Here is a 12,905-nt window from a genome sequence, read left to right on the forward strand (position 1 = left end):
GGTGCGGACCAACGGTCCGCACCTACCCGGTTGCGACCACGGGCGTTCTCCCTGTGACCTTTGGCCGGTCCCCACCATCGCCGCAGCGGCTACGCTGGACGATTCGCCGTTGGAGACACGCCATGAACGTCCGTAATCTGGTCCCGCTGGGCCTGACCATCGCCATCGCCGCTTCGCTCGCCGCCTGTGGCAAGAACGAGACCGCGCCCGCTGCCGACGCCGCCAAGCCGGCGTTCGACCAGTCGCAGATCAAGACCGCGCTGATCAGCCTCAACAGCGCCGATCTGGATCCGTCCATCGCCGCGTGTACCGACCTCAACGGCTTCGTCAACAGCAAGTGGCTGAAGGCCAACCCGGTGCCGGGCGACCAGACCACCTGGGGCAGCTTCGAAATCCTGCGTGAGCGCTCGCTGGAAGTGCAGCACGCGCTGGTGCAGCAGGCCGCCGCCAGCCAGGCCAAGGCCGGCTCGGTGGAAGCCAAGATCGGCGACATCTGGAAGACCGGCAACGACGAAGCGAAGATCGAGGCCGCCGGCCTGGCGCCGCTGCAGCCGACGCTGGACAAGATCGGCGCGCTGAACGACACCGCCGCCATCACCCAGTACCTGCGCGACAGCCAGGCGCAGGGCCAGGGCGTGCTGTTCTCGCTGTTCGCCAATGCCGATTACAAGGATTCGGCCAACGTCATTGCGTACGTCGGCCAGGGCGGCCTGGGCCTGCCGGAGAAGGGCTATTACTTCGACGACGCGCAGGCCAAGATCCGCGACGCCTACGTGGCCTACATCGCGCAGGTGCTGACGCTGTCCGGCGTGGACGCGGCGCAGGCTGCCGAACAGGCCAAGGCGGTGATGGCGTTCGAGACCCGCCTGGCCAAGGCCTCGATGTCGCGCATCGAAATGCGTGACCCGGCCAAGCGCTACAACCCGCTCAGCGCCGCCGACGCGGACAAGCTGACCCCGAACTTCAGCTGGACCGCGCTGTTTGACACCCTGAAGGTACCGGCCGCGCAGAAGTTCTCGCTGGCCCAGCCGGGCTTCTTCAGCGAAATGGACAAGATGCTGGCCGACGTGCCGGCCGCCACCTGGCAGTCCTACCTGCGCTTCCACACCATCGACGACGCCTCGCCGTACCTGAGCAGCCAGTTCGAGAAGGCCAACTTCGAGTTCTACGGCAAGACCCTGCGCGGCCAGCAGGAAATGCAGCCGCGCTGGAAGCGCGTGCTGGAGTCGGTGAACGGCGGCATGGGCGAAGCCCTCGGCCAGCTGTACGTGGACGCGGTGTTCCCGGCCGAATCGAAGGAGGCCATGCAGCACCTGGTGCAGAACCTGTCGGTGGCGCTGAAGGCGCGCCTGGAGCAGCTGCCGTGGATGGGCGAGGAAACCAGGAAGAAGGCACTGGAAAAGTGGGCCAGCTTCACCCCGAAGATCGGTTACCCGGACAAGTGGCGTGAGTGGACGGGCCTGCAGACCAACGGTGACAGCTACCTGGGCAACATGCAGGCAGCGCGTGCGTTCAACTACCGCTACATGCTGGACAAGATCGGCAAGCCGGTGGACAAGACCGAGTGGGGCATGACCCCGCAGACCGTCAATGCCTATTACAACGCCACCAAGAACGAGATCGTGTTCCCGGCGGCGATCCTGCAGGCACCGTTCTTCGATGCCAAGGCCGATCCGGCGCTGAACTACGGTGGCATCGGTGCGGTCATCGGCCACGAGATGATGCACGGCTACGACGACTCGGGCAGCCAGTTCGCCGCCAACGGCAACTTCGACAACTGGTGGACCGACAGCGACCGCAAGGCCTTCACCGAACGCACCGACCAGCTGGTCGCACAGTTCGACGGCTATGAATCGGTGCCGGGCGTGTTCGTGAAGGGCAAGCTGACCCTGGGCGAGAACATCGGTGATCTGGGTGGCCTGACCGTGGCCTACGATGCCCTGCAGATGGCGCTGAAGGAGAACCCGAAGGCGAACGTCGAGGTGGACGGTCACAGCCAGGACCAGCGCTTCTTCATGAACTGGGCCACCGTGTGGCGTCGCAACTTCACCGACGGTGAGCTGCGCGTGCGCCTGAACACCGATCCGCATGCACCGGCGAACTTCCGTGCCAACGGCGCGCCGTCGAACATGCCGTCCTATGCGGCTGCGTTCCAGTGCAAGGCTGGCGATGCGATGGTGCGTGCCGACGACAAGCGCGTGATGATCTGGTAAGCGCACCGGATTGACTGAAACGAAAAACCCGGCGAAAGCCGGGTTTTTTTTGCTTCCAATGGCTGCCGATCCTGACCTATCGAAGGTGGTTAGGAATCGATGCAATCATCATTGCTGCTTGCTGCCTCTTTTCAGGATTTCTTTCGAGAAACCCGCGGAGATAGGTCGCGATACTGCTCCTGTCGTGATGCTGATTCAGCAACTCTCCATAAAGTTGAAGATCCGGGCGAGAGTTCATGATGCGATACGTGATGACATCGAGCCAATCCGGGGCACGGTTTGCAAGCGTGCTGTTTGCATCGAGAACAGCCGAAAGGTAGCAATGCGCATCGAACGATTCCGCCAGTCCAATCAGGTCCTTCATCAAATCAATGTGCTCGGAATCGTCATCGAGTGCAAGAAGGATGCGTGGAAGGAAGGTGGCGTCTTTCCTTGTCGCTGCGTCCTGCAACAGGAGGTACTCCTGATTGATATCGCTCTGTTCGCTCAGTGATTGCATGGTAGAAGACCGCCCACGATTGGCCGCAGTTCGAGCATGGCGCGACCGTGCATTCAGATCAATCGAATCCGGCGGGAAGTGCCGTTCGGTGTGTTCATCAGCCCAGCGCCGGCTCGTTCCTGAGCATGCCGTGGAAACGCTGCAGCACGTAGGGATCGATCAGGCCACCGGCCTGCTCATCGAGGATCCGCAGCACCGTCTCGTGCTCCATCGCCGCGCGGTAAGGGCGCACGCTGGTCATTGCATCGTAGGCATCGGCAATGGTGACGATGCGGGCGCCGAGCGGAATGGCCTCGCCGTGCAGGCCATCGGGATAGCCGCTGCCATCGAACGCTTCATGATGGGCACGGATCAGTCGCGCGACCGGCGCGGCATCACTGCGGCCGGTGGCCAGGAAAATGTGCTCGCCGCGCACCGGGTGCTCGCGCATGATCGCGCGCTCTTCGTCGCTGTGCCGGCGCGGGCTCAGCAGTACCTCGTCGGGGATGCCGATCTTGCCGATGTCGTGGAAGCGCGCGGCCAGGCCGACCTGCGCACAGGCGTCCTCACCCAGGTCGCAGTGCAGGGCAAGGTGCTGCGCAAGAAGGCCCACGCGGTCACAGTGGTGGCGGGTATAGGCATCACGCATCTGCAGCGACATCGACAGGGCGTCGATCAGGCAGGCCTGCGCGTGCAGGAGGTCGGGAGGTCTGGGCTGGGGCATCGGAACTGGCGGCGCGGCGAAGCTGCGCAGAAAACGGAAAGGCCCGCGAGAGCGGGCCGGGGCGGCGCATAGGGTACCCGCATCGGTGTCACGCGGGGGGCATCGACGGTCCCGCGTGGGGCTGTGCGTTCAGTCGCATGCAGCATTTGGCCCCGGCCGCATCGCAACCGGGGCTGCGCGGATCAGCCGGTGGTCTGCAGGTGGATGCGATGGGCTTTGGCGAAGGCGTCCTGCGCGTCGCTCAGGGTCTGCATGTCTTCGTCCATCCTGGTCACGGCCTCGTCCAGCGTCTGCAGCAGCGGGGTGACCTGTTCTTCGCTGTAGCCATCGGGCAGGGCGGCCAGCTGTTCCATCACGGCGAACATGTGTTCGGTGCTCTTCAGGGAATCGAGCAGGTTCTGGTGCAGTGCGTCGGCGTCCTTGCCATGGGTGAACTGTTGGACGAAGACCAGCCGGTCGGCGATTTCCTTGTGCGCGTTCTTCAGGCCGAAGCGATGCTGCTGCATGCTCTTGCCGTCCTGCAGCGACGCATGGAAGGACTCGCCGTTCGGGCCGTTGGTCCATTGCTCGACCATGCTGACCGTGCCGTTCCAGCTGGCGACATTCTCATGCAGGTAATCGCGGTTGCTCATGCCGCTGTGGCAGGCCGCAAGCAGGCCCAGGCTGGTGGCGAGCAGAAGGGGGGCGAAACGATTCACGGCAACACTCCTTGTCGCGGGCGCAGGAAACGGAAAGAGTGCCGGTCTGCCGCCCGCGGCGGACCGGCACCCTGCAGATCGATCAGCGCAGGGCCAGGGTCAACAGCAGTGCCCGCGCGGCATTGAAGCGGTCTTCGGGCAGCGGCAGCGGATGCTTGACGCGCAGCTTGTCCGGACCGTCCATGGCATAGAGGTTCGGTTGTTTCTGGATCAGCTGGATTACCGCCATCGGATCGATGTTCGGCTTGGATTCGAACACGATGCGGCCACCGTTCTCGCCCAGGTCCAGCTTGCGGATGCCCAGAGAGCTGGCCTGCAGCTTCAGCTCGGCAATGGCGAACAGGTTCTTGGCCGCATCCGGCAGCAGGCCGAAGCGGTCGATCATCTCCACCTGCAGTTCGCGCAGCGCATCGCTGTCGCGCGCGCTGGAAATGCGCTTGTACAGCGTCAGGCGGGTGTGCACGTCCGGCAGGTAGTCGTCCGGAATCAGCGCCGGCACGTGCAGCTCGACCTCGGCGCCCCGCGCTTCTTCGCCGGCATCGATGTCGGGCAGATGGCCCTGCTTGATGCTGCGCACTGCGCGTTCCAGCAGCTCGGTGTACAGGCTGAAGCCCACTTCGGCCATCTGCCCGCTCTGGTCCTCGCCCAGCAGTTCGCCGGCGCCGCGGATTTCCAGATCGTGGGTGGCCAGGGTGAAGCCGGCACCCAGTTCGTCCATCGAGGCGATCGCTTCCAGGCGCTTTTCCGCATCCGGCGTGATCGAGCGACGGTCGGGCACGACCAGGTAGGCATAGGCGCGGTGGTGCGATCGACCGACGCGGCCACGCAGCTGGTGCAGCTGGGCCAGGCCGAAGCGGTCGGCACGGTTGATGATGATGGTGTTGGCGTTGGGGATGTCGATGCCCGATTCGATGATCGTGGTCGACAGCAGCACGTTGAAGCGCTGCTTCTGGAAGTCCAGCATCACCTTTTCCAGCTCGCGCTCGGGCATCTGCCCATGGGCGATGCCGATGCGCGCTTCGGGCACCAGCTCGGACAGCTCGCGCTGCATGCGGCCGATGCTCTCCACGTCGTTGTGCAGGAAATACAGCTGGCCACCGCGTGCCAGCTCGCGCTGGAAGGCTTCGCGCAGCAGCGCGTTGTCCCACTGGGTGATGAAGGTCTGCACCGCCAGCCGGTTCGGCGGCGGGGTGGCGATGATCGACAGGTCGCGCAGGCCGGCCATGGCCATGTTCAGCGTACGCGGAATCGGCGTGGCGGTCAGGGTCAGCAGGTGCACGTTGGCGCGCAGTGCCTTCAGCGCCTCCTTCTGGCGCACGCCGAAGCGCTGCTCCTCGTCGACGACGACCATGCCCAGGTCCTTGAACTTCACGTCCGGCTGCAGCAGGCGATGGGTACCGACGATGACGTCGATGGTGCCGGCGGCGACCTTTTCCAGCTCGGCCTTGATCTCCTTGGTGCTCTTGAAGCGCGACAGCACCTCGACCTTCATCGGATAGTCGGCGAAGCGGTCGCGGAAATTGCGGTAATGCTGTTCGGCCAGCAGCGTGGTCGGCACCAGCACCGCCACCTGCTTGCCAGCGCTGGCGGCAGCAAATGCGGCACGCACGGCAACTTCGGTCTTGCCGAAGCCCACGTCGCCGCAGACCACGCGGTCCATCGGCTGGCTGCTGGCCAGGTCACGCAGGGTGGCGTCGATGGCAGCCAGCTGGTCGGGGGTTTCCTCGAACGGGAAACCGGCGGCGAACGGCTCGTACATCGCGCGGTCCACCTGCAGTGCCAGTCCGGCACGCGCCTGGCGGCGGGCCTGGATCTCCAGCAGTTCGGCGGCCACATCGCGCACCTTCTCGGCGGCCTTGCGCTTGGCCTTGCTCCACTGCTCGCCACCCAGCGAATGCAGTGGCGCGGTTTCGGCGGACGCGCCGGAATAGCGGCTGATCAGGTGCAGCTGTGCGACCGGCACGTACAGGCGGTCGCCCTTGGCGTACTCGATTTCGAGGAACTCGCCGGGCATGCCGCCGACGTCCATCGCGATCAGTCCGCGGTAGCGGCCGACGCCATGGTCCTCGTGCACGATCGGCGCGCCTTCGGTCAGTTCGCCCAGATCGCGGATGATCGCTTCCGGCTCTCGTCCGGCGCGGCGCGTGCGACGGGTGCTGCCGGCGCGCTCGGGGAACAGCTGGCGTTCGGTCAGCACCGCGATGTGCGGCGCATCCAGGGCGAAGCCGTCTTCCAGCGGCGCCACGGCAATGGCGAAGCGTTCGTCGCTGGCCAGGAAGGACAGCAGATCGGCCACCACCGGTGGCTTCAGCTCGGCGGCCTGCAGCACTTCCAGCAGGGCCTCGCGACGGCCGGGCGAATCGGCGGCGATCAGCACCCGGCCAGGGTAATGGCCAAGGAAGGATTTCAGCGCGTCACCGGCCGGTGCTTCGCGCGCGGCCACCGGCAGCGGCGGCAACGGCTGGTCGCCCAGCGCATGCGCCTCGGCGATGCGGGCGTGATCGGCAGCCCAAACCTCGATGCGCGGTGCGTCGTTCAAACGCTCGCGCAGCAGGTCCGGCGACAGGTACAGCGCCGACGGTGGCAGCAGCGGCCGTTCTACATCATGGCGGCGTTGCTCGTAGCGCTCGCCGGTCTGCGTCCAGAACGTCTCTGCCGCTTCAGCGGCGCCCACGCAGACGACCGGCAGGCTGCCGGCAGGCAGGTAGTCGAACAGGGTGGCGGTGCGCTCGAAGAACAGCGGCAGGTAGTACTCGATGCCGGCCGGGGCCAGGCCCGATTTCAGGTCCTGGTACAGCGAACTGCGTCGGGTATCGACGTCGAAGCGCTCGCGCAGGGTCGCCAGCACCCGGGCGATGCTGGCGTCGTCCATCGGTACTTCGCGGCCGGGCAGCATGTGCACCGCCTCGACCTTGTCCAGCGAGCGCTGGCTTTCCGGATCGAACGCACGGATCGAATCGATGTCCTCGTCCAGCAGTTCCACCCGCAGCGGCTCATCGGCGCCCATCGGGTAGACGTCAAGCAGGCCGCCACGCACGGCGAAATCACCCGGGTCCATCACCTGCGGCACGTTGCGGTAGCCGGCGCTTTCGAGGCGACGCTTCTCCGCTTCCAGGTCCAGGCGCTGGCCGACTTCAAGATTGAAGCTGCCGCCGATGACATAGCTGCGGGGAGCCAGCTGCTGCAGCAGGGTCTGCACCGGCACCACCACCAGGCCGCGCTTCAGCGTGGGCAGGCGGTGCAGGGCCGACAGGCGCTGCGAAATGATGTCCGGGTGCGGGCTGAAGCGATCGTAGGGCAGCGTCTCCCAGTCCGGGAACGCCACCACCGGCAGGCTCGGGTCGCCTCCCAGCAGGGTATGCAGATCCGCTTCGATCTGGTTGGCACCGTGGTTGTCACGGGCCACCACCAGCAGCGGTGCGTCATGCGTGCGCGCTGCCTGGGCCAGATACCAGGCCAGGGCAGTGGGCGAGGCGGGGGCGCGCCACCAGGCGCGAAGCTGGCCGGCACGTGGCAGCGGCGGGGCGGGGTATTGAGTACGCGACATGAACCGCGGATTTTAGCAGAAGCCCCCGCCTGGCCCATGATCGTTACGTGACCGGGGTAGCGCCGGGCCGTGCCCGGCGAGCGCAGCGGTCGGATCAACATCGCCGGGCAGGGCCCGGCGCTGCCGTCAGTTGTCCAGTTCCAGCACCATCCGCACCAGGCCTTCGGCCCCGTTGGGATGGGGGACCGGCTTGAAGCCCAGCGAGGCGGCCAGCTGCTTCATCGGCTCGTTCTCGGCGGCGACATCGCCATACAGGCGGTCCAGGTACTTGCCGCGGCCCCATTTCACCAGCTTGCGCATCAGCTGGCGGCCGAGGCCCTGGCCGATCAGGAAGCGGCTGATCAGGATCGCGTACTCGGCTTCCCGGGTACCGGGGATGATCGAGGCACGGGCCACCGCGCCGACCACGGCCTCACCGGCCGGCAGCGACTCGGCGGCGACCAGGGTGATCTCGGTCTTCGGGTTGGGATGGGTCAGGCGCTGGGTGGTTTCCGGTGACAGCTCGGTCACCGATTGCAGGAAACGGTCGCGGATTTCTTCCGGCCCGAACAGGCTGAAGGCGGCCTGCAGCGGCGCGCCATCTTCGGGGCGGATGGGGCGGATCAGCAGCTCGTGGCCGCTGGGAGCCTTGAAGATCTCATGCCAGGGCGGCATGCGGTTGCGAGTGGCCATACCGGGTGATTCCTTGGTGGTCCATCGATTGTGTCATCACCGGGGCTGCATTCCGTGAACGAAAGGCTCACGGTCGTACAGCCTCGTGAAGGCCCCTATTCGGCCGTCTTCAGCCAGTCCAGGCGGGTGCTGGCACCGGGTTCGCCCAGATGCTGGCGCAGGGCCGGCAGGGCCGGGCCGACCACGCGGTCGAACTGCCAGGGGGCATTGAGCACCAGCATGCCGCTGCCGTTGAGGCGCAGCGGGGAGTCGTCCGGGCGGACCAGGAACTCGATGGTCATCGCCGACTTCACCGGCAGTGCGGTGGCCTTGCGCAGGAAATGCAGGATGGTGCGGCGCTGCTTGATCGGGAACCAGACCGCACAGGTGGCCTGCGGCCAGCGCGCCAGGGTCTCGGCCAGCGCGGCAAGGATCGCCTGGTACTCGGCGTCCTGGGCTTCGTAGGGCGGGTCGATCAGGACCAGGCCGCGGCCGATCTTGGCACCGTTGGACTTGGGCGGCAGCAGCGAGCGCAGCAGCGCATAGCCGTCACCGGGGTGCACGCCGACGCGGCTGTCATGGGCGAACAGGGTCTTCAGCGAAGCGGCCTCATCCTCCTGCAGCTCGCACACCGCCATGCGGTCCTGCGGGCGCATGGCCTGCGCGCTGAGCAGCGGCGAGCCGGGGTAGGCGATCATCGCGCCGACCGGATTGTCGGCCTGCACCGCCTTGAGGTAGCGCTCGACCACCTCCGGCAGCTTGGGCTGGGCCATCAGCCGCATGACCCCGGATTCGACTTCCAGGGTCTTGCGGCTTTCTTCGCTGGCCAGCAGGTAACGGCCGGCACCGCCGTGGGTGTCGAGCACGAAGAACGGGCTGTCCTTGCGCTTGAAGCTGTCGATCAGGGCCAGCTGCACGATGTGCTTGAGGACATCGGCGTGGTTGCCGGCGTGGAAGGCGTGGCGATAGTTCATGGGCGGCAGTGTACGGGGCAAGGGCCGCAGCGGCTATGCTGCGCGCCATGACAGCCCCTGTTACCCATGTCCTGGTGGTCGAAGACGAAGCGGCCATCGCCGAAACCGTGCTCTATGCGCTGCGCAGCGAAGGCTACGCTGCCAGCCATTGCCTGCTGGGCGGGCAGGCGCTGCAGCAGCTGCAGGCCGGCGATATCGACCTGGTGGTGCTGGATGTCGGCCTGCCGGACCTCAGTGGTTTCGAGGTCTGCCGCCGGCTGCGGGCCCTGCCGGGGCCGGTGGCGCAGGTGCCGGTGATCTTCCTGACAGCCCGCAACGACGAACTCGACCGCGTACTGGGCCTGGAGCTGGGGGCGGACGACTACATGGCCAAGCCGTTCTCGCCGCGCGAGCTGGTGGCGCGGGTGCGTGCCCGGCTGCGGCGTGCCACGCCCGCTGCGGTGGCGCCGTCCGCCGAGAGCGGCTGGCAGGAACACGGTGCCTTCGCCATCGATCGCGATGGCCGCCGCATCCGCTTCCAGGGCCATCCGCTGGACCTGACCCGCTACGAATATGCGTTGCTGGAGGCGTTGCTGCAGCGCCCCGGCGCGATCCTCAGCCGTGCCCAGTTGATGGACCGTGGCTGGGACAGCGCCGCCGACAGCGCCGACCGCACCGTCGACACCCACGTCAAGACGTTGCGCGCCAAGCTGCGTGCGGCCGGCGCCAGCGGTGAGCCGATCCGCACCCATCGCGGCCTCGGCTACGCCCTGGAGGTCTGACGCGTGCGTCTGGTCCTGAAACTGTTCCTGGGCTTCTTCCTGATCGTTGGCATCGCCGCGTTCTTCGTGATGCGCGTGTTCGTCAACGAAGTGAAGCCGGGCGTGCGCCAGGCGATGGAATCGACCCTGGTGGATGCGGCCAACGTGCTGGCGGAAATGGCCGCCGCCGACGTCAAGGCCGGCACCATCCGCAACGGCACCTTCACCCGCAACCTGGCCAAGGCCCGGCAGCGCGACCTGAAGGCGATGGTCTGGCGCTTCCCCAAGCGTGCGCTGGACTACCGGGTGACGATCACCGACGCCACGGGCATCGTGATCTACGATTCGCTGGGCCGCGACGTGGGCCGCGACAACTCGCGCTGGAACGATGTCTACCGCACCCTGCGCGGCGAATACGGTGCGCGCTCCAGCCCGGAAACGCCGGGCGATGACAGCAACACGGTGATGCACGTGGCCGCGCCGGTGTACGACCCGGCTGATGGCAGCACGCTGATCGGCGTGCTCAGCCTGGCCCAGCCCAACCGCAGCATCGATCCGTTCATCGCCGCCAGCCAGCGCGCCATCATCGAACGCGGTGCGTGGCTGATCGGCCTGTCGGCGCTGGTGGGCGTGCTGGTGACGATGTGGCTGACCAACGGCCTGGGCCAGCTCAGCCGCTATGCGCGTGCGGTCAGCGCCGGTGAACCGGTGCCGCCGCCGAAGCGGCGCAGCGACGAGATCGGCGATCTTGGCCAGGCGCTGGAGACCATGCGGCGCAAGCTGGAAGGCAAAGCGTACGTCGAGCAGTACGTGCAATCGCTGACCCACGAGATGAAAAGCCCGTTGGCGGCGATCCGCGGTGCCGCCGAACTGCTGCAGGAGCCGATGGCCGACGCCGACCGTGCGCATTTCGCACGCAGCATCGTCGACCAGCAGGAACGGCTGACCGAAACCATCGACAAGCTGCTGGCGCTGGCCGAGGTCGAGCAGCACGGGTGGTTGCAGACCCGTGATCCGATCGCCTTGCCGGTGCTGCTGCAGGAAGCCGCGGCGGCGGCGCAGGTGCGCGCGCAGGCCGCAGGTGTCCAGCTGCATATCGAGCAGGTCCCCGACCTGCGCGTGCAGGGCGATGGCTATCTGCTGCGGCAAGCGCTGCACAACCTGATCGACAATGCCATTGCGTTCTCGCCACCCGGGGCACAGGTGCAACTGGATGCCCAACTGGACGGGCAGGGCGTACGCCTGCAGGTTGCCGACCGTGGCGCGGGCATTCCCGATTACGCACGCGAGCGCGTGTTCGAGCGCTTCTATTCGCTGGCCCGACCCGGCACCGGCCGCCGCAGTTCCGGCCTCGGCCTGCCCTTCGTGCAGGAAGTCGTGCGCTTGCATGACGGCCGCGCCAGCCTGCAGCCGCGCGAAGGCGGCGGCACCGTGGCCAGCCTGTGGCTGCCGCTGGCGATACCGGGCCAGCGTCTGCGGCGCTGACTTCACACCCACTTCAAATTCGCCACAAACCCTGCTCACCGCAGCCGTCCATCCTGCAGTCCTCTCCAACGAGGACGGACGATGAAATCCCTGAAGATGCTGCTGCGGTTCGCCATTGTCGGCGGCCTGATCCTGCTGCTGCTGATCCCGCTGTTCCTGATCCGCAGCGTCATCACCGAGCGCAGCGCCTATCGCGAAGAGGCCTACTCGCGGGTGGCCGAAAGCCGTGCCGGTACCCAGCGCGTGGTCGGGCCGGTGCGCGTGGTGCCGTGGTCCAAGCGCGAGCAGGTGGAAGTGGTCGATGCGCAGGGCAACAAGAAGACCGAGCTGCAGACCACCCAGGGTTACTGGTTGCAGCCGCCGGCCACCCTGCAGATCAGTGGCGAGCTGCTGCCCAGCCAGCGCTCGGTCGGCCTGTTCAAGGTGCCGGTGTACAGCTGGAATGGCCAACTCAAGGCGACCTTCAGCGAGGACGACTACCCGGAGCACGATGGCATGACCTATGGCGAGGCCTACATCGCGCTGGGCGTGTCCGATGCGCGTGGCCTGGTTGGTACGCCGAACCTGCGGGTTGATGGACAGCAGGTCAAGCTGCTGCCGGGCGTGGCCGGCGCATCCGCACTGGGCCGTGGGCTGCATGCACCGATCGCCGGCATCGCCCGCACCGGAGGCACCCTGGCGGCCAGCAGCGTGGAACTGGAACTGCAGCTCGATGGCAGCCGCTCGCTGTCGGTGGTGCCGGTGGGCGATGACAACCAGATCGCGCTGCGGTCCAGCTGGCCGCACCCGTCGTTTGCCGGTGCGTTCCTGCCGAACGAGCGGCGTGTGGATGCGCAGGGCTTCGATGCACGCTGGGCCGTGTCCTCGCTGGCATCGGACGCACAGCAGCGACTGCGCGAGGGCGATGACCTGGATGCGCAGGCGGTGCAGGTTTCGCTGGTCGACCCGGTCGATACCTATACCCAGGCCGACCGCGCTTCCAAGTACGGCGTGCTGTTCGTGGTGCTGACCTTCGTTGGTTTCATCCTGTTCGAACTGATCAAGTCGCTGCGCATCCATCCGCTGCAGTACCTGATGGTCGGCCTGGCGCTGGCGATCTTCTTCCTGCTGCTGATCAGCCTGTCCGAGCACATCGCCTTCTGGCAGGCCTACCTGGTTTCCGCGCTGGCCTGCATCAGCCTGCAGGCGGTGTACCTGGCCAATGTGCTGGGTCACTGGAAGCGGGGCCTGGGCTTCGCCGCGATGCTGACGGTGCTGTACGGCGCGCTGTATGGGCTGCTGGTCTCGGAAAACAATGCACTGCTGATGGGCTCGCTGCTGCTGTTCGTGATCCTCGCGCTGGCGATGTGGGTGACCCGTCGGGTTGACTGGTACGCCCTGGCCGAGCAGAAGTAA

Annotated in this window: 10 protein-coding genes; 4 read left to right on the plus strand and 6 right to left on the minus strand. The window is 66.6% G+C overall.

Annotation, left to right across the window (positions count from 1 at the left end; translation table 11 throughout):
• Positions 1-122 precede the first annotated feature (122 nt).
• A complete protein-coding gene (locus tag ABIA73_RS04110) occupies positions 123-2,213 on the plus strand; it encodes a M13 family metallopeptidase (RefSeq protein ID WP_354275467.1) in 2,091 nt (696 codons plus the stop codon).
• Positions 2,214-2,289: 76 nt separating this feature from the next.
• Here ABIA73_RS04110 and ABIA73_RS04115 read toward each other — a convergent pair whose 3' ends face one another.
• From ABIA73_RS04115 to ABIA73_RS04140, 6 genes are all read right to left on the minus strand, one after another.
• Positions 2,290-2,712 (minus strand): Imm30 family immunity protein, encoded by a 423-nt coding sequence (locus ABIA73_RS04115; RefSeq protein WP_354275468.1) that lies wholly within the window; start codon positions 2,710-2,712, stop codon positions 2,290-2,292.
• Between the two features lie 97 nt (positions 2,713-2,809).
• A complete protein-coding gene (locus tag ABIA73_RS04120; protein WP_354275469.1) occupies positions 2,810-3,415 on the minus strand; it encodes an HD-GYP domain-containing protein in 606 nt (201 codons plus the stop codon).
• A gap of 182 nt (positions 3,416-3,597) precedes the next feature.
• Entirely contained in the window at positions 3,598-4,113 is a 516-nt protein-coding gene (locus tag ABIA73_RS04125) for a hypothetical protein (RefSeq protein WP_025873765.1), read from the minus strand.
• 82 nt (positions 4,114-4,195) lie between these two features.
• Positions 4,196-7,660: a transcription-repair coupling factor gene (gene mfd, locus ABIA73_RS04130; RefSeq protein WP_033830682.1), complete on the minus strand. Its 3,465-nt coding sequence runs from the start codon at positions 7,658-7,660 to the stop codon at positions 4,196-4,198.
• 126 nt (positions 7,661-7,786) lie between these two features.
• Positions 7,787-8,332, minus strand: a complete 546-nt coding sequence (locus tag ABIA73_RS04135) for a GNAT family N-acetyltransferase (RefSeq protein WP_025879325.1) — start codon at positions 8,330-8,332, stop codon at positions 7,787-7,789.
• A gap of 95 nt (positions 8,333-8,427) precedes the next feature.
• Positions 8,428-9,285, minus strand: coding sequence for a 23S rRNA (adenine(2030)-N(6))-methyltransferase RlmJ (locus ABIA73_RS04140; protein WP_025879326.1), 858 nt, complete (start codon positions 9,283-9,285; stop codon positions 8,428-8,430).
• Between the two features lie 35 nt (positions 9,286-9,320).
• Between ABIA73_RS04140 and creB the strand changes: the two genes are divergently transcribed.
• From creB to creD, 3 genes are all read left to right on the plus strand, one after another.
• A complete protein-coding gene (gene creB / locus ABIA73_RS04145) occupies positions 9,321-10,046 on the plus strand; it encodes a two-component system response regulator CreB (protein WP_081323686.1) in 726 nt (241 codons plus the stop codon).
• A 3-nt stretch (positions 10,047-10,049) separates the two neighbouring features.
• Positions 10,050-11,510: a two-component system sensor histidine kinase CreC gene (gene creC, locus ABIA73_RS04150; protein WP_354275470.1), complete on the plus strand. Its 1,461-nt coding sequence runs from the start codon at positions 10,050-10,052 to the stop codon at positions 11,508-11,510.
• An 81-nt stretch (positions 11,511-11,591) separates the two neighbouring features.
• The gene (gene creD / locus ABIA73_RS04155) at positions 11,592-12,905 is read left to right on the plus strand and encodes a cell envelope integrity protein CreD (protein ID WP_025879329.1); all 1,314 of its coding nucleotides are present in this window, start codon (positions 11,592-11,594) and stop codon (positions 12,903-12,905) included.

The organism is Stenotrophomonas sp. 2694 (assembly GCF_040548715.1).
In the GTDB taxonomy this organism is placed as follows: Bacteria; Pseudomonadota; Gammaproteobacteria; order Xanthomonadales; family Xanthomonadaceae; genus Stenotrophomonas; species Stenotrophomonas indicatrix.